This is a genomic window from Eubacterium sp. AM05-23, assembly GCF_003477535.1.
In the GTDB taxonomy this organism is placed as follows: domain Bacteria; phylum Bacillota; class Clostridia; order Eubacteriales; family Eubacteriaceae; genus Eubacterium; species Eubacterium maltosivorans.
This window is the reverse complement of sequence record NZ_QUDF01000015.1, coordinates 53,869-75,379: the sequence shown is the minus strand read 5'-3', so window position 1 is coordinate 75,379 and position 21,511 is coordinate 53,869. Positions and strand designations below refer to the sequence as shown.

Sequence of the window (21,511 nt, the reverse complement as noted above, 5' to 3'; positions counted from 1 at the left end):
TGAAAGGATTCAAATTTTGAAGAAAAAATTAGAAATACGCATCCTCGCGATCATGCTGGCATTATCTGCTCTCTTATGTTCTCTGATCGTATGGATTGCCTTTAAAACCTATAAAAAGCAAGTGGAGTCCAATTACCTCACCATTGTTCAGAGCATTTCACTAAAAGCCCTGGACGATGTCGATGCTGCCGCACTGGCTCAGCCTGACAGCAGCCTGGATTACCAAAAGGAATCTCAAAAGCTAACCAATCTAACCCATGCCATCGATGTTCCTGACAGCGCTGTTTTTATTTTTGCTGGGGGACAGCTGCACTGGCTTCAGGACTCTCATTCCTCGGTCTCAAAAGAAGCCCTGGCCGACTACCTGACCGCCCTGCCCAGGGTTGACTTTGAGACCGAGACTTATATCACAGAGGAGGCCGAATCACTGCCTCCCGGACCAGAAGTCACCCTTGAATCTGGCAAAAAATATCCCAGCCTTTGCATTCCCCTTACCGACGAAGCGGGGAACGCTGTTGGCCTTGTAGGCCTTGTGATCCAGGGAAGCGGCTACCGCTATCAGCGACTTGCCTTTGTGAGCTCCATCCTCATCGTTGCCTTGCCGGTGATGCTTGTAACCACTCTGCTTTTCTTTTTCTATATGCGAAAAAGCGTTACCCGTCCCCTGTTAAAGATGACCAATGCTGCCGAACAGTTTGAAAATACGGATTTACTGACAGCTTCTCCGCAAAATCATGCCCTGTCTGCGCTGAATGTCCATACTGGCGATGAAATTGAAGGCTTGTCCAAACAGCTTGACAAAATGGGCAGCAGTTTAATCGCCACAATTCAACAACAAATGGAGATCGAAAAACAAAAGCAGTGGCTTATGGGAGAAATGCAAACCGCAGAAATTGTTCAGCACAGTATGCTGCCAACGGATTTTCCAAAGGATCTGGACCTATTTGCCACCATGAATTCTGCCATCCGAATAGGCGGTGACTACTATGATTTTTACTACCTTGACGACCACCGTCTGGTACTCACCATCGCCGATGTTTCTGGAAAAGGTATTCCGGCGGCACTGTTCATGGCTTTGTCTAAAACTGTGCTCAAGTTCACCATCACCAGCGGCGTTTCCCTCGCAAAGGCTTTGGAAATGTCTAACGACTACTTTTGTCAAAACGACTGCGGTGGTATGTTCGTAACTGTTTTCACCGGTATTCTGGACCTGAACACCCATAAGCTATGCTATGTAAACGCAGGACACAACCCGCCGCTCATACGCCCTGCCGCTGATTCCGATTACGTCTGGCTTGACGCACCGCCAGATTTAGTGCTCGCGGTTATGGGGAATCAAAGCTATACCGAATACACTTGCCAGCTGTCGCCTGGAGCCGGTCTGTTTCTATACACAGACGGCGTTACCGAAGCTCAAAATTCCGAAGGCTGCTTTTACGGCGAAGCGCGCCTGATCCAAAGGCTCAATGCAGATAAAAGCCTTACTTCAAAAGCACTGCTGTCTGCCATCTCGGCCGATATCGACGCCTTTGCCGCATCCGCTCCCCAGGCGGACGATATTACAATGCTAAACATTAAACTTTAAGGAGAAACATATGAATCTAATATACCGTCCCGCACAAATGAAGGATCTCGATGAACTAGGTCAACTGTTTATCGAGACCTTTGTTCACCGCGATCCTATGACCGCTCATCTGAAGTTAACGGAAAGCGAAGCCATGGATTATTGTCGGGTCATCTTTCCTGAATCCATCAAAGATGCACTTACCTGCCTGGCGATTGATGCAGACACAAACAAAATTGTGGGCTTTACCTCTTCTTTCAAGGAAGATATCGCCAATGATCCATCGGTGGTATCCAGGCTGAACCCACGCCTTCTTGAGGCCATGGCCGACACCAGTCATGTATTTGATATTCTTTTAAAGCCACTTGAAACCCTTGAAGGCTATAATCCCCAAAAGTGTTTTACCCTCATGTACGCTGGTGTTCATTCTGATTATACAGGGCATAACCTGTCCCTCACGCTGACTCAAAACCTTCTGGATCGCGCTGTTGCCCTTGGTTTTGAGACTGCCATTTCCGAATGTACCAGCAGCCGCTCCCTCAAACAGATTCTGCGCCTTGGTTTTAATGAAATCAATGCTGTGGCCTATAAAGATTTCGGCATTGATACCTTTAAAGATGTTCCGGGGGCTCTGACCTTGTGTTTCAAAGTCCTCTGAACCATGTAACCATAAAAACAGCCAGGCCGGAAGGATATTCCTCCCGGCCTGGCTTATCTCTTTGGCAAAAAGGCTGTCACTCAACTTCTGGCAGCTTTTCTCTAAAAGGGATGATAAAAACTTTTCCGAAGATCAAACCTCGCCGAACCTCTTGACATTACACTTCGAAATCGGTATGCTTATAAATTGTGGCGTTTAGCGTTTTTGTTAAACATCTGTTAGGGAAAAGTTTTTAAAAGAGGTTTTAGGAAACAATGGAAAAGAAAAAAGAAAAAGCTCAAAAATATGAAATGGATATGTGCAGTGGTTCTGTCCTGAAAAAGATGCTCATTTTCGCAGTGCCTTTAATGTGCTCAGGGGTGTTACAGCTGCTTTTTAATGCTGCGGATATCGTGGTAGTTGGTCAGTTCGCCGGCAGTAATTCGCTGGCTGCGGTGGGCGCAAACACCTCGCTGATCAATCTTCTGACCAATCTTTTTCTCGGCATGTCTATCGGAGCGAATGTACTGGTTGCCCGGTACTATGGCGCCGGGCAACAGTGCCATCTGTCCAGAACTGTTCATACTGCCATTGTGCTCAGCATTGGAAGCGGTGTGATTCTGACCTTTCTGGGCATATTCGGGGCAAAGCAGATTCTGATCTGGATGCAGACCCCGGCGGAGGTTCTGGACCTTGCCGTGCTTTATCTGCGCATCTATTTTATCGGTATGACCGGCACCATGCTCTATAACTTTGGCGCGGCAATCCTGCGTGCCGTCGGGGATACCAAACGGCCGTTGTATTACCTGATGGGCGCCGGTGTTGTCAATGTTGTGTTAAATCTCATCTTCGTCATTGGTTTGAAAATGGATGTCGCTGGCGTTGCTGCGGCTACCGCCATTGCTGAGTGTATCGCCGCAGCGCTGGTAATCCGCTGTCTCATGCGTGAACAGAGCGGTATCCGCCTGATTCCGAAAAACCTTCGGATTGACCGCGGCAGCTTTATCAAGATTTTACAGATTGGCCTTCCCGCCGGGTTTCAGGGTGTGATCTTCTCGCTGTCTAATGTGGTTATTCAGTCCTCCATCAACCTGTTCGGGCCTGTGGTGGTCGCTGGCAACTCGGCCTCGGCCAACATCGAGGGCTTTATCTACATTGCCATGAACGCTCTGCACCAGGCTACTATCTCTTTTACCAGTCAAAATCTGGGCGCGGGACAGTACAAGCGGCTTGACCGCATCGTCATAACTGGCGAGGTTTGTGTTCTGGCGGTTGGGCTTGTTCTTGGTAACCTGGCGGTATTCTTCGGAAACAGCCTACTCGGCATTTATTCCTCCAGTCCTGAGGTTATTCAGGCAGGTATGCAGCGCCTTGTGGTCATTGGTACTGCCTATGCCATCTGCGGGATGATGGATGTCATGGTCGGCGCACTGAGAGGAATCGGCTACTCGGTCGTTCCCATGATTATCAGTCTCATCGGCGCCTGTGGCTTACGGCTTCTGTGGATCGCCACAGTCTTTCAGGTACCGCAGTATCACTCCCCGTCAGTCATTTATTATTCCTATCCCATCACTTGGATCATCACACTCGGAGCGCTGATTGGCTGTTATGCCTATTTAAGACGGAAAATGAATCAAAAGCTTGCCTATACTGCTCACCAAACCACAAAAGAGCCTGCGTTTTAACTCATAAAGCGCAGGCTTTTTAAATTTATCTTATCCCTTTTTCTTTTTTTACGCGCTCATGCCTGTCCTTGTAAAACAAGAGCACTACAAGGGCAAAGGCCGAGGCGATGGCTGTGGTCATATAGACCTGCTTAAAACCGGTTTCCATGGTTTTCTGATAGATGTTCTGAATCTGAGCACCCATGGCTTTCACTTCTCCCAGATAGTTCTGGAAGCCCTGGCTTACAGCGTCAGGAAGCGCGTTTTTCAGCGCTGTCATCTGTGACACCATCGTGCTGACTCCCTGCGTTACCTGAGCCGGAACCTCTGGTGAAGCCGTCAGCCGGTTAAGACCGTCAATACCGCTTTGCACACCGGATTCTGCCTTTTCTGTGACCATGGGCTTCATGGTGTCTGCCATGTAGGCCACCATGTTATCCACTGCCTGGTCGATATTCGTGACATCAGCGTCTGAGAGCTCTTTTGTCAGATTCGCGGGCAGTTTCATATCGCTGACACTGCCATGTGCGTCAAGCGAGATTTTTTCCATGGCCTCAAAATCTGGAAATTGCACAGATGAGAGATAGGCCTTTCCAAAATCTGAATCCTTCAGCGCCGCAGTCTCCTCATCCAGCTGCTCAACATAAGGCAGCGGTGGCAGCACCAGCTCCTTTGGCAGCTGTGCGGTAATATTTGCCTCTGCCGTTACACCTGCATGGGCGATAAACCCAACCATGACCGCCGGAGCGATGGCTGTGCCCACTGAGCGGATCAGCGACAGGGTAGCCAGCGCTGAGTTGGAATCGGCTTTTTTAGTGTTGTCAAGCATCATGTAATTAAGCGGCGTTCCCATAGTAAAGCCCATGCCAAGACCGATGAGAATCAGACAAATGGCGACTGTCAGCAGGTTTGGATAGCTGGTGGTAACGAGCACCAGAAACAGCGAGCCGATAATAGAAAGCAAAAATCCCGCTCCCATAATCAGCTTTGGTCCATAGCGGTCAATGAGCCGTCCTGAAACCGGTGCGCCAACCCCTGCGAAAATCCCAAGCACCATGACAAAATATCCCCCGCTGCCCTGCTGCATACGCAGCGCATTTTCGGCAAACTGCGGCACAAAAACCATCCCCATCATGATAACGCCGGTAATAAAGGAAATGATCAGTGTTATAACTATGGGCGCTTCCCTGAAATAGTCAAGATTCATAATGGGATCGGCCGCCTTCTTTTCAGCAAAAATGAAAAAAGGCAGCAGCACAATAAAAATAATCAGGAATGGATAGACATCTGTGCTGGTAAAGGATTTGACAAAGTCAAAGAAATCAATATTACGAAGCCCATATAAGAGGGATAAAATCATCATGACCAAAAACAATGTGCCCCATTTGTCAATTGGTTTTACATCGTCAATCTTGGTATTGGGTAAAAAGATAAAGCCACTGATAATGATAAAGAGGGATATAGGAATATTGATAAAAAAGATAAAACCCCAGTTCTGAAGTCCAAAGGCGCCTAAAATAGCGCTTCCCAGAGAACCGCCGACAACAGTGGCGATCCCGTAGACGCCCCCGACCATCCCCAGAGCCATACCCCGCTTGTCCTCAGGAAAGGTTGTTCCGAACTCGGCCGAAGCGATTGGCATAATACCGCCGCCGCCGATGGCCTGAATGGCACGCGCCATTAAAAAGAATCCAAAGTGGCCAATATACTGGGACAGGCCCGCCAGCAGGGACCCGGTTCCGAATAAAATAATACAGATCAGATAGATGGTTTTACGCCCCAGCCGGTCAGCCAGTTTACCCATAATGGGGATACTGGAGGCGTAAGCCAGCGTATAAATCGTGATCATCCAAATGCCTGTCTGGTCGCCTACGCCCAGGCCGTTCTGGATAACAGTTCTTGCTGGTGTCACCACGCTGGTATCAATGGCGCCCATAAAAATACCACACAGATAGATGACCATGATCAGCCCGAAATGCAAAGGCTTTGGATTGGTTGCTGTTTTAGCTTGCATTGTCTGCTCCTTTCATTGCAAAATACAACTTTCATTAAACTAGAAAAAGTTATACCCAAAACAGCCGCCTTCAAAGCAATAAAAAGGGAGATACGTCGTTTTGCCGCATCTCCTTTATTTAATTACTGAACAGGCAACTTAAATGTAGCCTTCTGTATATTATTATTTGAATCATATTTCTGTATGTTGATTGTAATTTCATCACTGGGCGCATTCAACCCATAAGCCTCTTCAGCGTTAGAACATATTGCCCCCACTGGCGTCTGTTTGGGATAGGTTGTAATTGTTGCTGGATATGTCTGCGCCATTTCTTTATTAGCATCTATGACTTTCATATCTCCACTACTGATAAATAGATCCATTGTGTCATTCTGATAACCCAAATTTTCGTAACTATAAGTAAGAATTACAACTTGTGCTGGGTTTTGTTCTGAAAACTGATTTCGATTATCGGTCAAAGCAGCTGACTGAAAGGTCAAATTCCACTGTCCGTCAACCGTCCACGTTTCTCCTGGTCCATAAATCTTATTTGTTTGTTCCGATTCCACAGCGACAGTACTTTTCTGCTGTGAATCGCCTTCCGATAACGCGGGCTGTTCTGTGCTACTGTTTCCACAACCAGTAATAATTACAGCTAGAAAACAAACACAAAAGACTGTGGTGAAAATTTTCTTTTTCACGTCTCTCTCCTTTTTTTATTCGTAAAAACTTGATGATAAGCTTGGAACAGTAATGGAAGCCCCCAATACTGAAGTGTATGAGGTCGTTCCCTTATAGGTTCCATAAAAAGTAATATAATCATCCTCTAAAATATTTCCATTGGGGTAACTGCCCGAATAGCTCACAAGCGCTACCTGGTCATAACTGCCATTCATGGCTATTCGATAAGATTTTGTACCATATCCGCTGTCAATCACCTGTAAAATCTTCCCACTGATAACGACAAATTGATTTTTATAGTTTGCCGGATTCCGCATTAATTCATCATAAGAAATCGCCTGAGCGGATGCTTTTTTGTTTTCTAGTTCCTGCGCTTTTTGGGCTTGTTTTGCAGCTTCCTCCTCGGCTTTCTTTTTATCTGCCGCTTCCTTTAACGCTTTTCCTTCTTCCTTAGCCTCACCATTCACTTCATTCCATTTTGCCTCGTCAAATGGTGTCAGATTTAAAAATGCATTTACTTTATCTTCCTGCGCTCCTCTGGCTTTTTTAATTAAAGTATAAAAATCATTCAGGCTTTCACACATACTTCCGCCTTTTACGGAATTTGGAGCTTCCGCCGCCAGCAGTATCCCTTCATCTCTCAATTTTATTAATTGATTTTTGATAGCTTCCACGCCTGTTTCACTGTATAAATATGCTTCATTTGCTATAATCTCTGCTAAAGAATCTAATTTGATCGTTCCTCTGGTTTTTTCATCCTTTATCTTTTCAGCCTGTTCCGATGTTTTTGTTTTACATTCCTGTAATTTTTGTATGTTTTCTTTTAATGTGATAAGTGTTTTATCTTTTTCAATTTTTTCATCACTCATAAAATTTAAAATCTGGTCAATGGCTTCCTGATTTTTTCCTTGATTTACATTCTCCAACGATTCATTGTATACCTGCTGGTACCTTTGCTGGAACTCTTGCTCGCCGACATAAGAAACTACTGCTGCAAAGATAAAAATAATCAAAACAACAATCAATCCAATAACTGTTGCTGTGAGCAGTCCGTTCTTTTTTCTGGATTTTGATCGTTTAACTGTTTTCAATTCTTGGACAGGTTCTTTTAAATTTTCTTTTCCATCATCTGGAAAAACATTTTCATCTAAGTATTCTCTGTTTTCGTTTACCCCCTTATTCTCGTTAATATCTTTCTTTTCTTCATCCATTTCTTGTCCCTCCTTTGAGCTATAAAATTATCTTTATCATAACATAATTCTCTAAAAAATACCAGCTTTTAGTTTAACATTAATCTGTAACATAGTAGTCCTTTTGGATAGAAATAGATATAGTCTTTTTATAGAAAGCAGGTATCCATCATGAATAACATTAATTTTTTTGATATTGGTGAGCGTATCAAGACACAGAGAAAAAATTTGAAAATTACCCAAGAAAAAATGAGTGAAGATATCGGGATTACGGTGCCATTCATATCAAAAATTGAAAATGGTAAAGCGAATCCTACTCTAGATGTATTGGCAGAAATTTGTGATTATTTAAAATTAGATATTGGTTTTATAATCTCTGGTGCCGCTTCAGACAATCCCCACTACCTAATTGCTCAATTATCTGAAGAATATAAAAAAATGACTTCCAAGCAAAAGGAGCTTTTATTGGATATTGCCAAATCGATCAATAAGAGAACATAGGATTAAACTTTTCCTAATTCCTGTCACCTCCACTTTTCTCTTGTTTTCATAATTGTAAAAACGCCCATTTCTTTTTACACCTGTCATAAGACTTTCTTTAATCTAATACTTTTATACGACGATTTCTTCAAAAAAATGGCCATGATTGCCTGTTAAAAGGTCTTACATCATAGCCATTGATTGTTGCGCTTTTTGAAAAGCATTTTTACAGATTTACACCCAAAACCACATAATTTTTTAGATTATTTTGTATTATCAATGGCATACTTTACGCCATTCCAGTATACGCGGTCACGCACCACTGCTTTTTCAGGAAGCTCGACATCCTTAAAGGCCCACTTTTTCCACTCCTCAAACCCGGTGCGGTCGATGATATAGCCGATGTGTTCCTTTCCACCCGGCGCGTTCAGATCAATATATTCTTTCACATAATCATAAGTGTTCAGAATAATCTTGATAATGCTTTCCTCATCGGCCCAGATAATAAAATCTTCGCCCAGGCGCGGATTTTTCTTGCCGGTACGGCCCATGATAGTCAGGCGGTAATATTTCTTTTCACTTCTGCGCCACGCGCCTACGGGACAGGCCAGCACACATTCACCGCAGCCGATGCATTTGCTCTCGTCACGGACGATCCTATAATTTTCCATGCGCAGCGCGCCCGTGGATTTCCTGGCGCATGCCTTGACACAGGCGTTACAGGATACACATTTATCTTTATTGTACTGCGGCTCAGTCATGCCCATAATCCCGAAGTCGTGCATGCGTACCTTCATGCAGTCATTGGGGCAGCCTGTCAGGGCAACCTTGAAATGCAAATCGTTTGGAAAAATAGCTTTCTCGATCTTTTTGGCAAAATTCGTCGTATTGTAGCAGGCATATGGGCAAACATTGTTGCCGATGCAAGCCGACACATTACGTGTTCCAGAAGATGGATAGCCAGTCCCTGGATTTGTCTGGTTAATATCCAGCTTTTCAATAATCGGCTGGAGCAGGGTATTGACTTGATCCATATTCTTTAAGTCAATCCCTGGAATCTCAAAGCCCTGTCGGGTGGTCAGATGAACAGTCCCATTACCGTAGGTCTCTGCAATCTCCTGAATCTGCGAAAGAAGCTCAGCATTCAGGTAACCGCCAGGCACACGCACGCGTGATGCGGTTTCGCCGCGATGCTTTGACACGCGAAAAGCGTTCTTTTTAAGTTTTTTTGTATTAATATCCATGAAAGCCTCCTAATCCACAAGATTTTTGCCAAAACTGTAATTGAAAACCGGACCGTCCAGGCAGATATAGGTGGAGTCAATCTTACAGTGTCCGCATTTCCCCAGACCGCAGCACATCTTGCGTTCCTGGGATATCCAGATTTTATCCTCAGGCACTTCCCGCTTCAAAAATTCTGCCACAGTAAATTTCATCATAATCGGCGGCCCTACCGCGATAACCGCCAGGTTGTCCTTGTCACCAAGGACAAGACCAGGAATATACTCCGTGACCAGACCGACATTACACACGTAGTCGTCACTGTCGCAGTCTACGGTCAGCACAACGTTGATGGTCTTTTTCCAGCGTTCAATATCATCCTTAAAAAGCACATCCGACGGTGTTTTAAAGCCTGCAATCAGCGTTACAGAGGCAGCTTCCCCGGGGTGTTCGGCAAAATAATCGACCACGCCGCGCACAGGTGAGAGACCTGTCCCCCCTGCGACTACAATGATATCCTTTCCTCGGTATTCGTCAAGGTCAAACCCGTTTCCGTAGGGGCCTCTTAAAAAGAGTTTTGAGCCCACATAGTTTTTGAAAATCTCACCAGTGACCTTCCCAACCTTACGGATCGTTAAATCCACGGTGTCTTCACCAATACCGCTGACAGAAATGGGCGCTTCGCCAAATTTTGGAAGGGATACCTCAAAAAACTGGCCTGGCTTTACCTCGCCGGTATAGCGCATCCGAAAGGTATATTCGATTTCGGTGTGTTTAATCACTTCTACAATTTCTGATAAAAATGGGATATACTCATTCTTCATTGCCGGCCTCCTTTTCTTTTACCGCATCGCTTAGCTTGTTGATGCAGCCCGAAAACGAAATATATTCCGGGCAGATGTCATCACAGCGTCCACAGCCAACACACATATGGTAGCCAAAGCGTTTTTTATAATCGTTCACCTTATGCATGACCTTAAAGCGCATCCGCTCTGCCTTGCTGTTTCTAAAGCAGTGTCCGCCGGCCATATCGGTATAGCCGTCCACATGGCAGGAAGCCCACACACGGCGGCGTTCACCGACTTTGCCGTTTTCCTGGTAGAAGATGTCCTGCATGGTAAAGCAGGTACAGGTTGGGCAGACAAAGTTACAGCGTCCGCAGGCAATACAGCGGCTGTTGTATTCTTCCCACATTGGCAGTCCCAGCACATTCTTTAATTCAATGTCCTTCGGGATTTTTACATGCACGAGGTTTTTCTGAGCGAACTCCGGAGTAACCGAAACCTCTCTGGATTTGCCCTCCAGTCTTTCGTTCAGTTCTTCCCAACTGCTGTCCACAAATACGAAGTCTTCGTCTGCCTTCACGTACGCGTCATAGGTATCGCAGGTATTAGTCCCCATATCCACACAGAAGCAGTTTTCAAAGCTCTGCGGGCAGCCCATGAGTATAAATTTTGTCTTTTTACGCAGTCTTGCGTAATAGATATCCTCAAAACCGTTCTTTAAATAGATTTCGTCAAACCGGCGCACGGCGTGAAGATCGCAGCTTCTCAGGAAAATAATGTTCCCTTTTGAATCCTCGCTGGCTGTTTTTACCTCATCCTCTGTAAAGTAAAACAACACCTCTGACTGAGGAAACAGTACTTCCTTAAATGAAAAATCACTTTTTTTGTCAAATTCAATGTCCCCGACACTGCCAATCTCACCGTACTCCACACGGTCTGTGTCCGAAAAAGCTCCGGCTCCCACATACAGTCGCGGCGCAAAAATCCGGTAATTCTGAGACAGGTCTTTTAAAACCGCATCAAAATCCTCTGTTTTGATTTGATAACCCATATTAGCCTCCTTTGGATCAACTCGTTCTTTACGTTAATTTTATAACGAAATCAAAAAAGACACCGTGACAATGATCACGATGTCTTAAATTATACCTCTATTTTCGATTCCCATTTTCATCAAAGGTGAGTCAGATTCACAGGCTTCTCCTCTGACTTTGTTATTTGATAAAAAAATTGTCAATTTTCATGTTTTGATCAAAACCGATTGTAAACTGGGCTTTGCCATTTTCGTACTCCGTCACGGCTACTACCAAAGCACTTTTGCCATTCGGTGCTATTTCCGTCTGTTTGACGCTGCTGAATTCCCCCAGTTTTGGCATTGCTTGATTCCAAGCGTCCTTCAGGACATCAGCAGTCAGTTTATCCCTAACATTATCGGCTGTTTCAGCCGCCATGGCATCAAAATCCTGATTGTTCCATTCATCGATAACCTTTTCCGCTTCCTGCTTTAAGGTATCCTCATTAAAAGCCGGGTCAAGCTTCTGATCGGAGGCTGATCCCCCTGAACAAGCCGATAGTACCGTCAAAAGCATTAAAACAACCAAACCAACAGCAATCATTTTCTTTTTCATCATAAATTCTCCTCTCCTAGACACTCAATCCATTTTAACGAATCCAATAACCAGTGATTTTCATATGCGTATTATAGGTTACCAGATGCTGAAGTTTACTCTTTTCATATTCTGCAACAATGGTTATGGTTGCCTGTCCATTTTCTCTGGCTACAATTTTTGTTTTCTCTATTTTTTTAAAAGCACCAAGCTTTTCTAAAATCGAATCTTGTCCCTGTTTTAACAGTTCCGGTGTCAAGTCATCTTTTATCGAATCATCCGATTGACTGGTAATGGCTTCGAAATTTTGACGGTTCCAGTCATCAACCACTTGCTCTGCCTTTTGTTTCAAAAGCTCCTTGTCAAATGCCGGGTTCAGTCCCTGGAGATTTTCATTTTCTGAACACCCACAAAGCATGACTACAAGTGCTAAAAATAAGAAAACAAGTAGAATGCTTTTTCTTTTTATTATAAAAAGGCTCCTTCCTGATTAAATCTCGGTCTTATTTTTACCATCCAAGCCATTAAGATAACTGCTGCTAAAAATACGACCGCCTCTGTCCAGTATACTGACACCTCAAAAGCAGTTGGCAGGATAACGATCGCCGCATCTATCATTGTGTGAATAACCAATGTGAAGATTAAATAGCGAAGCTGCTCTGATCGCACAGCATAAAAAACCAGTATAGAAAGTCCGATTTGTACGATTATCGCTAAAATTCTCTCGAACAGAGTTATATAGATCGTCGCATAATTGAGTTGCACGGCAATAAGCGCAGCCATATAGGAACTTCCGCTCAATACAACAAAAAGATTGGCGATATTATTCACACCGATGAGCAGCATAGCCTCTATACCGCCATGCCCCAGACCATAGGCAATACCATCCGCATAGCGTCGATTCTTTTTTAATAAAAACCGAACGGCAATATAACGCCCCAATTCCTCTATAATGGCAGCTGTTCCGCCCATAAAAAGGCCGTAAAGCCAGGGATTGCGGCTCATTGCTATAAACCATACAGTCTGAGGCAGCACCAGTTGTATGATCGGCAGACGGATCACCATCTGAAAAACAAAGAAAACCAGCATACCAATAAAGAATGGCTTTGCGACATGCTTCTTCTTGACACTCAGGTAAATAAATCCTCCGATGGGAATGGCGAAGCATAAAAAAATCAATACAATCAAGCTGGCAATAATCCCTGGATCAACCATCATTTTTCACCTCCGTTTGAACTGGAATGAACAGGCTTACCTTAAAGGTATTACCGCCTGCCTCGATACGCAGATGCCCATTGTACTTTTCCAGAGCGCGTTTCACGTTTTCAAGGCCATAGCCCTGATGGCCTTTTTTACTCGATTTCAGCCGAGTTCCATTTAAAAGCGCGCTGGCTTTCATGCTGTTCTCGACAGAAATCACAATGAAATCCCGTACATGGTCGGCTCTCAGCCTTGTCCATGGCGCATTGCATTCACAGGCTGCCTCGATGGCGTTATCCAACAGATTGGCAAAAATCGTCGTGATATCCATCTCTTTCATAAACGACAGATCGATCTGGTTTAAGGCGCAGTCCACCAGGACCCCTGACATTTTGCCACGCTCTGCTTTGTCGTTGATCACAATATTCAGGACACGGTTATCTGTATAGTAATCCTGGCTGAAGCTGTTTAAGAGTTGCCTTAAATCTTCGCCATATCGTTTGCCCTTTTCCGCCTCACCGGTCTGGTACAGCCGCTCCATGGCTTGGAGGTGATTTTTCATATCATGGACTGTTTTTCTGGAATCCTCTAATTTTGTCTCCATCTCCTGGTAGTAACGATACTGAAGATCGGACGCCTGGTCGTAAAGAGCTAATTTTCCCCTTATTTCAACATTTTCAGATACTTTGCTCAATAAAGAAAAAAGATAAAGATTTAAAATAAAAATTAAAACAACATCACATATAATGAGCAAATACATTATATCCTCAAAAGCATAGGCTGAGACAAAAAGCATTAAATAAATGTTTAAAATGCTGAATATTGGAATAAGTACAAAATAAAAAATACGAACGCCCTTTGTCACATCGACGATATCCTTTTTCACATGTCTTACAAATAATTGATAAGCAACAAAAAGGACTGTTAAATTTAATAAAATAAGCAATCCATTTTGCCAGGGATTACCACGCATAATCAAATTTAAAAAAGTGATTGTATAAAATAAAACATAGTAAAGCAAGCATTCCAGAAGCGCTATCACCACCGAGAATAGAAGAACATAATAAAAAACCATTTTGGACCGTTTTCGATACAAAAATATAGCGAGCAGGCTGTTGCAAATTACTAATGCGATCGCTTTGTAAGTAGGGTAGCTCATACAGCTTACAATAACCAGTATGAACTCCTCAAGGAAAAAAAGTATCGCTGCCAGTATCCTTTTTCTCTCAAAGGTACCGATAAACTGCTGCATAAAATCATAGGTCATAAAAACTGAAAACAGATTAAAAATAACGGTAAAGCCTCCATAAATCAGCAGACTCGTTCCACTCATTTTCCCCTCCTATCCGATCAAATGCTCCAGATAAACATTAAGCTGTTCCCTGAACGCTGCGGATTTCTTTTGTGACAGCGGTACCACGTCGCTGTTCGTCATCTGGATATCATAGCCCTTGATGGCTTTGACGTGAAAAAGATTCACGCAGAAGCTCTTGTGAGGCTGGCTGAAATCATAGGGCTTCATCAATTCGGCAACCTCACCCATCTTTTGCCGCAGATAAAAAACGCCTCTTTGGGTACACATGTGTATTCTACGGTTTATGTACTCGAAATAAAAAATATCTTTCACATCAAAACGCAGAATCCCTTCCTCTGTCTTAAATTCAAGAAATACAGGCTGCTCTGTTTCTCGCTTGTATGCCTCCACCTCCTGTAAAGCCGCCTCAATATCACTTTTATGAACTGGCTTTTCAAGATAGCCAAAGGCATGCACACCCATAGCATATTTCTGATAATCGGGCAGATGGGTTACGTAAACAATGTATATCTGCTTATCCCATTTGCGAATTCTGCGGCCAGTCTCGATTCCATCTATGTCATCCATGTCAATGTCCAAAAACACAAGGTCAAAGTGGCCCCGCTTCTGAAGAAAAGCCTCGCCGCAATCAAAACACTCCACGGCCTCCACACTGGAATACTTTCTTAAAAATCCGCAGATTGTCTCCCGCATTTCTTTTTCATCGTCACAAATGGCTACCCTTAGCATGATGCATTCTTCTCCCTTCGATGTAATTTCATTATAAGTCCTTTTGCCCGCAAAAGCAATAACGAGTGCCCAACAGACAGATTTTTAGTCCAAAAGACAGCAAAGGCAGGCCAAAGCCTGCCATCTATTGCTTAAAATAATCGGATAGAGCGTTCATATCCACCACTGTAATCCGGCCTTTATCCTGCCGGATTAGCTTTTGTGTATTTAAGAGCTTTAATGCCCTTGAGATCGTTTCTCTCGGCGAGCCCATCAAATCGGCCAGATAGGTAATGCTGATATCCAGATCAATGGTGCGGCCATACGGGCTGTCCACGCCGTAATCATTGGCCAGCTTCCACAGCTTGGCGGCTACGCGTCTTTCCACCTTCAGTACGCCGGTCGTATTTTTCAGCTGCCTGTACAGTCGCCGCACCTTTCTGTTGGCTGCGTTCAGTACGATCTCTGTCAGTCCAAAATCCTTCTTCATCCACTCTCTGAGCTCTGCTTTTTCAATGCACAGAGCTTCCAGATTCTCAAAGGCTTCACAGCTCACAGAGGACGTAGTCTCAGGGTGGATATCCTCATTGATCAGTTCACCCGGGCCCAAAATAAAAGCGACCTTCTTCTGCCCGTTCTCTCCAATTTTATAAAGGGATGCCTTTCCCGATAAGATCACAAACACATAAGGGGTTGTCTCGCGGTCTCTGAAAAGGTGGTCGCCCTTTTGGTAGCAACGCACATTTCCAGGCGCTGTCAGATATTCGAATGTATCACTGCATACGCCCTCAAAGGTTTGTACGATTATTTCATCCATCAGACTTCTCCCCTCAGCGGCTTTAAAATCACACGATAGGCCTGTTTTAAATCTTCATATTTAAGCCGGCAGTTGGCTGGGCTGGTCGATGGCAATAAAATAGAAGGCACGCCTGTTGTGGGGTAACAGTATTTTTTATAAAGCGCCGTCGCCTTTGCCCCGGTAGTAAAAACGGCTTTTATCGTTCCCCTGCCCAAAACCTCTGTGAAATCATTGGGAACAGGATTTTTGATGCTGCTGTCACTGGCTCCGTCGATATTACAGGCGGCCAGCACATCCCAGAGGGCGATGTTATTTCTTTTTAAAAAGGCTTTCTTTTCCTCGTTAGTCTCTGGCTTGGGCTGATTTAAAATATCGGACAAAACCCGCCAGAATCGGTTTTGAGGATGTCCGTAATAAAAACCAAACTCTCTGGATTTAGGCGATGGGATAGTGCCTAAGATCAATATCCGCGCGTCTGGCGGACAAAAGGGTTCGATGGTATGAATTACTAAGTTGTTCATTAAGGCTCACCTTGTTTCTTTAGCATACTGTTATTATACCAAACTTTTTATTCCAACGCTCAAAAAAAGAGCTGTTTAAAACAACTCTTTTTCATTCCTGTCAGGCTTCATGGCAGCACCGCTTCGACGCATGGCCTGCCTCCTGTATTTCTTCTCCACCTTTGTTCAGGTGGATGTATTTATTTTCCCTGAGTGTTTCAAGAAATCGAATCAGCCGTTCATAGAGCGGCTCGGCCTTTTGCCCGAAGCGTTCTTTCATTAGGCAGGCCAGTGCCAGCACATCTCTCTTGCCGTCTATCTGCTCCCAGATATAGCTGCCGTAGGCATCCAGCTGGATAGAGCTGACCTTCGGCATACCAAAAAACCACTGCGCCATCTGGTTGATCCATCCGGTATTTGGCACACGGATGGTTATAAGGCCGCGTTTGTTTTTAGTATAGGTATATACGGTGTTGTGTGATGGAACATAGTCCAGATAATTTTCTTTTTTATGTGAATATCTGTGTTTTATTTCAAACACCTCCAATCCATTTTTTATTGTGATGCTTTCTTATCCTTATTCCAGATTGAGAACTTAAAGACAGATAAAATCAGGAGGATAAAAAAGGCGATGGAGCCCATGCTCCCCAGCGAGAAGCGGTCAGAAATGTTCAGGACATCGCCAAAATAGCCGGCGCCGAATGGGATCACTGCAAAGACCGCCAGCAAAATTCCCACAAGACCTTCCCCGGCAATCATGCCCGAGGTGTAGAGCAGGCCTTTATTTAAAAATTCCTTTCGCTGATTCTCGGTCACCTTTCTCTTTTTTTCAAAGAAAAGACGCACCAGGCCACCCACCATAATGGCTGTGTTTAAATGTACCGGCAGGTACAGCCCAACAGCAAAAGGCAGAACAGGAATCCCAAGAATTTCAACCACCACTGCGATGCCCGCGCCGATAAAGACAAGGGTCCAGGGGAGGTTTCCATCCATAACGCCTTCCACGACCATTTTCATCAAAACGGCCTGTGGCGCGGGAAGCTCGGCAGAACCGTAGCCCCAGGCTGCGTTGAGCAGGTAAAGAATCCCGCCGATGGCCAGCGCGGAAATGATCACACCCAGCAGCTCACCGATCTGCTGTTTCTGAGGGGTCGATCCCACAATATAGCCAGTTTTTAAATCCTGCGAGGTATCGCCGGAAATCGCTGCGATAATGGCAATGATCGAGCCTACTGCAATGGCGCCAGTCATCCCTGGCTGCCCGGTCATCCCAATGGCTTTAAAGATAACTGTAGCGATAAGCAGTGTGGCAATGGTCATCCCCGAAACCGGATTGTTGCTGCTGCCAACCAGACCAACGATCCGTGAAGCAACCGTTGCAAAGAAAAAGCCAAAAACCGTAATGATTAGCGCGCCAAAAATATCAACCGGGATAGCGGGCACCAGCCAGATTACTAAAATGATCACTAAAACCATAGCTGCGACCAGCTTCATATTTAAATCCCGATCTGTTCGGATCTGCATCTCCGGACCGCTGTTTCCAGAATAGCTTTTCATGGCCTGCTTAAAAGTGCTGACGATGAGAGGCAGGGATTTCACCAGGCTGATGATTCCTCCCGCTGCCACCGCACCAGCACCGATATAACGGACATAATTGCTCCAGATACCAAAGGAGTCCAGTGTCGAAATTGGCACAGTCCCTGGGAAGATCACCGCGTCACCGGCGAACATACTGATAAGGGGCATGATGACCAGCCAGCTTAAAACGCCGCCTGAAAACATATAAGACGCGATCTTCGGGCCGCAGATATAACCGACGCCCAAAAGCGCGGGCAGCACGTCACAGCCAAAGGCCGCTCCCTTATACCCTTTGATCTCCCACGATACTTCTGAGGGAAACAGCTTCAGGCCATCTGTGATAAATTTATAGACGCCCGCGATGCCAAGACCCGCAAAGACAATGGAGGCTTTAGAGCCTCCCTCCTCACCGGCCAGTAATACCTCGGCGCAGGCGGTGCCTTCGGGGTATGGCAGAACGCCATGCTCTTTGACAATCAAAGCCCTGCGCAGCGGAATCATAAACAATATCCCCAGAAAGCCACCGCAGACAGCGATAAGGGCAATCTCAACCAGAGAGGGACTGGCGATTCCCCATTCCTGGCTCCACATAAACAAAGCGGGCAGCGTAAAGATAGCGCCCGAAGCCACTGATTCGCCAGCCGACCCAATGGTCTGCACAATGTTATTTTCCAGGATAGAATCTTTTTTGAGAATGAGGCGGATAACCCCCATGGAGATAACCGCCGCGGGAATAGACGCCGAGATGGTCAGGCCAACGCGCAGACCCAGGTATGCATTGGCAGCTCCAAAAACCACTGCCAGTATCAAGCCGAGGATAATGGAAGTAGCTGTAAACTCCGGCATAACTCGGTCCGCAGGAATAAAGGGCTTAAATGCTGATTCATCCTTCATTACATGCCTCTTTTCGATACACCAAGAGCCGCAAGCGCACCAGCAATGATCTGAAGGTTCACCATCATATCCTTTACACTCCAGTATTCATCCACCTGATGGCACATATCTGGTTCACCAGGGAACAGTACTCCAAAGGCCACAGCGTTGTTAAAGGCCCGGGCGTAGGTACCGCCTCCGATAGCCATGGGCTCTGTCCTGTCACCGGTAATGTCGCGGTACACTCCCAGCAATGTCTGTACCAACGGGCTGTTCTTTTTAACATAGAGCGGCGGAACTATCTGCATTGCATCTACCTCATAACCGACAGGATCCACAGACTGGCGAATTCGCTCGATAATATCATCAACATCCGCAGTTACCGGATAACGGATATCGCACTCCAGCCTTGAGCCCTGCTCATCGACCCTGCCAATGGCAGGATTAATCGTCAGCTCACCGGAAACCTCGTCTGAAATAGCAATATTGAATCCCTCCACATTTGCTCTGTCCAGAAGCGTTAAAAACGGATGATCGATTCCGGTCTCTTTAAGCTCATGCCCCAGCTTTAACAGCGCGTTAACACCATTTTGCGGTTCCATGGCGTGGGCAGGCTTGCCCTTTGCCGTAAACCTTCGCCCTTCTGCCTCGGCCTCCGCGAAGTCAGGTACTATATTGATCTGTTTTCCGGCCTTCAGCGTCAAATCCTCACCTGCAACACCAGTCTTGTTGTGAATCTGAACCTTGAGAATACCCTTTTCGGCAAAGATAACCGGATAGGACGCGTCCGGCGAAAAGGCATAGTCTGGTATGATCTCGGTTTCTTTATAACGATCCATACAGCGCCAGGTTCCGCTTTCCTCATCACCGCCAATAATCAGACGGATACGCTTGTTTATCGGCACACCGCTGTCCTTCAGAGCTTTCATGGCATACAGCGCCACAATGGCCGGGCCCTTGTCATCATTGGCGCCTCTGCCATAAACCTTTCCATCAATCACTGTCCCGTCAAAGGGATCAACGCTCCAGCCTTCGCCAACGGGTACGGTGTCAATATGCACAAGCACGCCGACCATTTCCTCACCCTCTCCCATGTCAACCATACCGCAGCACCCGTCCAGGTTTTGGGTTTCAAAGCCAAAACGCTTTCCAATTGCCAGCATATAATCAATGGCGTCGTTAATATTTTTGCCGAGCGGTGTCATTTCATCTATGACACCGGCATCCCCATTCGTGCTTGCTATGCTTAACAAACCTCTGAGATCACGCAGCATTTGTTCCTGATCCACCTTAAAATTCATCGTGAATACTCCTTTCCGCCTGTCATTTTCATCATACTTTTAAAAAAATCCTTAAACTAAATAAAACACCGTTTTGATATACCCAAAAACGGTGTTTGAAAAACATGTTGATGACAGAAGTGCCATATTTCCATTATATATTTTCTTTAATTGCCGCTATTCTGCCAGCGCATTGCTCAATGGCCCGCTCGTCAATGGATGCAAGGGGATGTCCGCTGCCCTGTGACTGGCGGGCCACAGTCGCCGCAATCATACGGTCCGAGCCCGTTAACCGCGCAAGGTCCATCTCACCGCCAAAGTTAAAGCAGCCCAGGGTACGCTTCCTCAGCTTTTCAGAAATATTATCTTTATAATATTTTTCCTTGTTCTCTGGAAAAGCGCAGTTAATAAAATATATCACCTTTTTCTGTTCCAGAATACCTTCATACTTTTTGAGAGCCTTCCGCACCGGACGCGTATACATTCCCATACGGATAGAGCCGCCGATAACGATAAGATCATAGGCGTTAAAATCAGGCGTCTTTTTCTTAAGATCCGCCAAATCTGCTTCTCCTACCTGCCTTAACAGCAGCCGGGCACATTTCTCAGACGTTCCGTTTTTGCTGTGATATGCGATCAGTATTTTCATCTAAAGCTCCTCTATCCATATTTAAAAGCATTGCCGCATCTGGCTGTACCTTTCCAAGAAGCCGGTCGTCCAGCAGGCTCAAGCCTCTGGTCATCAGCGTAACCAGACCGATCAAAGCCGGCGCCACAAGGAGCCAGTACCAGGGATAAGGTATCTGGTCGATCACCGGGACACCATGTGCTCCCAGCATCAGAAGATAATTTTCGTTTAAAGCATGTGACATGATAAAGGCGATAACCGCGATGATGCTAAGTCCAATTATCGGCTTCCAGGCCTTTCGCACTTCTGGCCTGTAATCTGCCGCAAAGGGCATGGTCAGCGCGATTAAAACCATGAGGCCGTGAGACACCATGCTCTGCACAGCCATGGTGTGAATTCCACCATAATCATAGAAAACCCACAATGGGTAGATGAGTACCATGAGTCCGCCCATCACAGCTAGGACATCAATGTAAGGATAAGCCTTTTCCCACTTAAACAACACGATCAACGGCAGGGCGATACATACCTGGTTACACCAGTCAAAACGAATATTTCTGAGGTCAAAGCCAAAATAGCAGGTTCTCCAGCTGATTCTGAAAATCTCCAGGGCCAGCATGACAGCTGCCAGAACCCGGATCAGCTTCTGGCTGAAGCCCCGGTCATGTTTTTTAGTCTGTATGACCATAACGACCACAATAAAAATCATCAATAATGATGAAAGGATAAGGTGCTCCGGTGAAAAAATACGATTGTGCGGCTCAACGTTTTGTGGAGCAAAGTAATGTTCGTAAAAATAATCCATGCTGCT

At 45.4% G+C, this 21,511-nt stretch carries 22 protein-coding genes; 4 read left to right on the top strand and 18 right to left on the bottom strand.

Features of this window, described 5'->3' with window-relative positions; genetic code table 11:
• The first annotated feature begins 16 nt into the window (after positions 1–16).
• The 3 genes from DW091_RS17520 (at position 17) to DW091_RS17510 (ending at position 3,886) form a co-directional block, all read left to right on the top strand.
• Complete coding sequence (locus DW091_RS17520; protein WP_118518822.1) at positions 17–1,585, top strand: PP2C family protein-serine/threonine phosphatase; 1,569 nt, start codon at positions 17–19, stop codon at positions 1,583–1,585.
• Positions 1,586–1,595: 10 nt separating this feature from the next.
• Complete coding sequence (locus DW091_RS17515) at positions 1,596–2,222, top strand: hypothetical protein (protein WP_133067075.1); 627 nt, start codon at positions 1,596–1,598, stop codon at positions 2,220–2,222.
• 254 nt (positions 2,223–2,476) lie between these two features.
• Entirely contained in the window at positions 2,477–3,886 is a 1,410-nt protein-coding gene (locus DW091_RS17510; protein WP_118518821.1) for an MATE family efflux transporter, read from the top strand.
• 25 nt (positions 3,887–3,911) lie between these two features.
• Here DW091_RS17510 and DW091_RS17505 read toward each other — a convergent pair whose 3' ends face one another.
• From DW091_RS17505 to DW091_RS17495, 3 genes are all read right to left on the bottom strand, one after another.
• Complete coding sequence (locus DW091_RS17505) at positions 3,912–5,879, bottom strand: MFS transporter (protein WP_118518820.1); 1,968 nt, start codon at positions 5,877–5,879, stop codon at positions 3,912–3,914.
• A 122-nt stretch (positions 5,880–6,001) separates the two neighbouring features.
• Positions 6,002–6,559, bottom strand: coding sequence for a hypothetical protein (locus tag DW091_RS17500; RefSeq protein ID WP_058694842.1), 558 nt, complete (start codon positions 6,557–6,559; stop codon positions 6,002–6,004).
• A 15-nt stretch (positions 6,560–6,574) separates the two neighbouring features.
• Positions 6,575–7,750 (bottom strand): tetraspanin family protein, encoded by a 1,176-nt coding sequence (locus tag DW091_RS17495; protein ID WP_058694843.1) that lies wholly within the window; start codon positions 7,748–7,750, stop codon positions 6,575–6,577.
• Positions 7,751–7,900: 150 nt separating this feature from the next.
• Here DW091_RS17495 and DW091_RS17490 point away from each other — a divergent pair, with 150 nt between their 5' ends.
• Entirely contained in the window at positions 7,901–8,230 is a 330-nt protein-coding gene (locus tag DW091_RS17490; RefSeq protein WP_058694844.1) for a helix-turn-helix transcriptional regulator, read from the top strand.
• Between the two features lie 242 nt (positions 8,231–8,472).
• Here DW091_RS17490 and asrC read toward each other — a convergent pair whose 3' ends face one another.
• The 15 genes from asrC to DW091_RS17415 form a co-directional block, all read right to left on the bottom strand.
• Positions 8,473–9,453 carry a sulfite reductase subunit C gene (gene asrC / locus DW091_RS17485; protein WP_118518819.1) on the bottom strand — a complete coding sequence of 327 codons (981 nt, stop codon included), beginning with the start codon at positions 9,451–9,453 and terminating at the stop codon, positions 8,473–8,475.
• 9 nt (positions 9,454–9,462) lie between these two features.
• Positions 9,463–10,254: an anaerobic sulfite reductase subunit AsrB gene (gene asrB / locus DW091_RS17480; RefSeq protein WP_058694846.1), complete on the bottom strand. Its 792-nt coding sequence runs from the start codon at positions 10,252–10,254 to the stop codon at positions 9,463–9,465.
• Positions 10,244–11,266, bottom strand: a complete 1,023-nt coding sequence (gene asrA, locus DW091_RS17475) for an anaerobic sulfite reductase subunit AsrA (RefSeq protein ID WP_058694847.1) — start codon at positions 11,264–11,266, stop codon at positions 10,244–10,246. Before asrA ends, asrB begins: the two co-directional genes overlap by 11 nt.
• 160 nt (positions 11,267–11,426) lie before the next feature.
• Positions 11,427–11,843 (bottom strand): DUF3887 domain-containing protein, encoded by a 417-nt coding sequence (locus DW091_RS17470; protein WP_118518818.1) that lies wholly within the window; start codon positions 11,841–11,843, stop codon positions 11,427–11,429.
• 31 nt (positions 11,844–11,874) lie between these two features.
• Positions 11,875–12,171, bottom strand: coding sequence for a DUF3887 domain-containing protein (locus tag DW091_RS17465; protein ID WP_158577933.1), 297 nt, complete (start codon positions 12,169–12,171; stop codon positions 11,875–11,877).
• A 116-nt stretch (positions 12,172–12,287) separates the two neighbouring features.
• Positions 12,288–13,037, bottom strand: coding sequence for a YhfC family glutamic-type intramembrane protease (locus DW091_RS17460; RefSeq protein ID WP_118518816.1), 750 nt, complete (start codon positions 13,035–13,037; stop codon positions 12,288–12,290).
• Positions 13,027–14,352 carry a sensor histidine kinase gene (locus DW091_RS17455; RefSeq protein WP_074616018.1) on the bottom strand — a complete coding sequence of 442 codons (1,326 nt, stop codon included), beginning with the start codon at positions 14,350–14,352 and terminating at the stop codon, positions 13,027–13,029. The genes DW091_RS17460 and DW091_RS17455 overlap by 11 nt, the downstream gene beginning before the upstream one ends.
• Before the next feature lie 9 nt (positions 14,353–14,361).
• The gene (locus tag DW091_RS17450) at positions 14,362–15,063 is read right to left on the bottom strand and encodes a LytTR family DNA-binding domain-containing protein (protein ID WP_058694853.1); all 702 of its coding nucleotides are present in this window, start codon (positions 15,061–15,063) and stop codon (positions 14,362–14,364) included.
• Between the two features lie 124 nt (positions 15,064–15,187).
• Complete coding sequence (locus DW091_RS17445) at positions 15,188–15,859, bottom strand: Crp/Fnr family transcriptional regulator (RefSeq protein ID WP_118518815.1); 672 nt, start codon at positions 15,857–15,859, stop codon at positions 15,188–15,190.
• Entirely contained in the window at positions 15,859–16,362 is a 504-nt protein-coding gene (locus DW091_RS17440; protein ID WP_118518814.1) for a DNA-deoxyinosine glycosylase, read from the bottom strand. The genes DW091_RS17445 and DW091_RS17440 overlap by 1 nt, the downstream gene beginning before the upstream one ends.
• A 100-nt stretch (positions 16,363–16,462) precedes the next feature.
• Positions 16,463–16,882 carry a PqqD family protein gene (locus tag DW091_RS17435; protein WP_224168839.1) on the bottom strand — a complete coding sequence of 140 codons (420 nt, stop codon included), beginning with the start codon at positions 16,880–16,882 and terminating at the stop codon, positions 16,463–16,465.
• 14 nt (positions 16,883–16,896) lie between these two features.
• Entirely contained in the window at positions 16,897–18,813 is a 1,917-nt protein-coding gene (locus DW091_RS17430; protein WP_058694856.1) for an oligopeptide transporter, OPT family, read from the bottom strand.
• Positions 18,813–20,093 carry a Sapep family Mn(2+)-dependent dipeptidase gene (locus DW091_RS17425; RefSeq protein WP_118518812.1) on the bottom strand — a complete coding sequence of 427 codons (1,281 nt, stop codon included), beginning with the start codon at positions 20,091–20,093 and terminating at the stop codon, positions 18,813–18,815. The genes DW091_RS17430 and DW091_RS17425 overlap by 1 nt, the downstream gene beginning before the upstream one ends.
• A gap of 133 nt (positions 20,094–20,226) precedes the next feature.
• Positions 20,227–20,721 (bottom strand): flavodoxin domain-containing protein, encoded by a 495-nt coding sequence (locus DW091_RS17420; protein ID WP_058694858.1) that lies wholly within the window; start codon positions 20,719–20,721, stop codon positions 20,227–20,229.
• Positions 20,678–21,505, bottom strand: coding sequence for a YwaF family protein (locus tag DW091_RS17415; protein WP_224168838.1), 828 nt, complete (start codon positions 21,503–21,505; stop codon positions 20,678–20,680). The genes DW091_RS17420 and DW091_RS17415 overlap by 44 nt, the downstream gene beginning before the upstream one ends.
• Between the last annotated feature and the right edge of the window lie 6 nt (positions 21,506–21,511).

Coding starts and splice junctions, on each gene's coding strand:
- DW091_RS17515 (WP_133067075.1), top strand. CDS start 1,596: ATGAATCTAATATACCGTCCCGCACAAATGAAGGATCTCGATGAACTA.
- DW091_RS17420 (WP_058694858.1), bottom strand. CDS start 20,721: ATGAAAATACTGATCGCATATCACAGCAAAAACGGAACGTCTGAGAAA.
- DW091_RS17430 (WP_058694856.1), bottom strand. CDS start 18,813: ATGAAGGATGAATCAGCATTTAAGCCCTTTATTCCTGCGGACCGAGTT.
- DW091_RS17445 (WP_118518815.1), bottom strand. CDS start 15,859: ATGGATGAAATAATCGTACAAACCTTTGAGGGCGTATGCAGTGATACA.
- asrC (WP_118518819.1), bottom strand. CDS start 9,453: ATGGATATTAATACAAAAAAACTTAAAAAGAACGCTTTTCGCGTGTCA.
- DW091_RS17450 (WP_058694853.1), bottom strand. CDS start 15,063: ATGCTAAGGGTAGCCATTTGTGACGATGAAAAAGAAATGCGGGAGACA.
- DW091_RS17440 (WP_118518814.1), bottom strand. CDS start 16,362: ATGAACAACTTAGTAATTCATACCATCGAACCCTTTTGTCCGCCAGAC.
- DW091_RS17510 (WP_118518821.1), top strand. CDS start 2,477: ATGGAAAAGAAAAAAGAAAAAGCTCAAAAATATGAAATGGATATGTGC.
- DW091_RS17470 (WP_118518818.1), bottom strand. CDS start 11,843: ATGATGAAAAAGAAAATGATTGCTGTTGGTTTGGTTGTTTTAATGCTT.
- asrB (WP_058694846.1), bottom strand. CDS start 10,254: ATGAAGAATGAGTATATCCCATTTTTATCAGAAATTGTAGAAGTGATT.
- asrA (WP_058694847.1), bottom strand. CDS start 11,266: ATGGGTTATCAAATCAAAACAGAGGATTTTGATGCGGTTTTAAAAGAC.
- DW091_RS17455 (WP_074616018.1), bottom strand. CDS start 14,352: ATGAGTGGAACGAGTCTGCTGATTTATGGAGGCTTTACCGTTATTTTT.
- DW091_RS17495 (WP_058694843.1), bottom strand. CDS start 7,750: ATGGATGAAGAAAAGAAAGATATTAACGAGAATAAGGGGGTAAACGAA.
- DW091_RS17425 (WP_118518812.1), bottom strand. CDS start 20,093: ATGAATTTTAAGGTGGATCAGGAACAAATGCTGCGTGATCTCAGAGGT.
- DW091_RS17505 (WP_118518820.1), bottom strand. CDS start 5,879: ATGCAAGCTAAAACAGCAACCAATCCAAAGCCTTTGCATTTCGGGCTG.
- DW091_RS17460 (WP_118518816.1), bottom strand. CDS start 13,037: ATGATGGTTGATCCAGGGATTATTGCCAGCTTGATTGTATTGATTTTT.
- DW091_RS17415 (WP_224168838.1), bottom strand. CDS start 21,505: ATGGATTATTTTTACGAACATTACTTTGCTCCACAAAACGTTGAGCCG.
- DW091_RS17490 (WP_058694844.1), top strand. CDS start 7,901: ATGAATAACATTAATTTTTTTGATATTGGTGAGCGTATCAAGACACAG.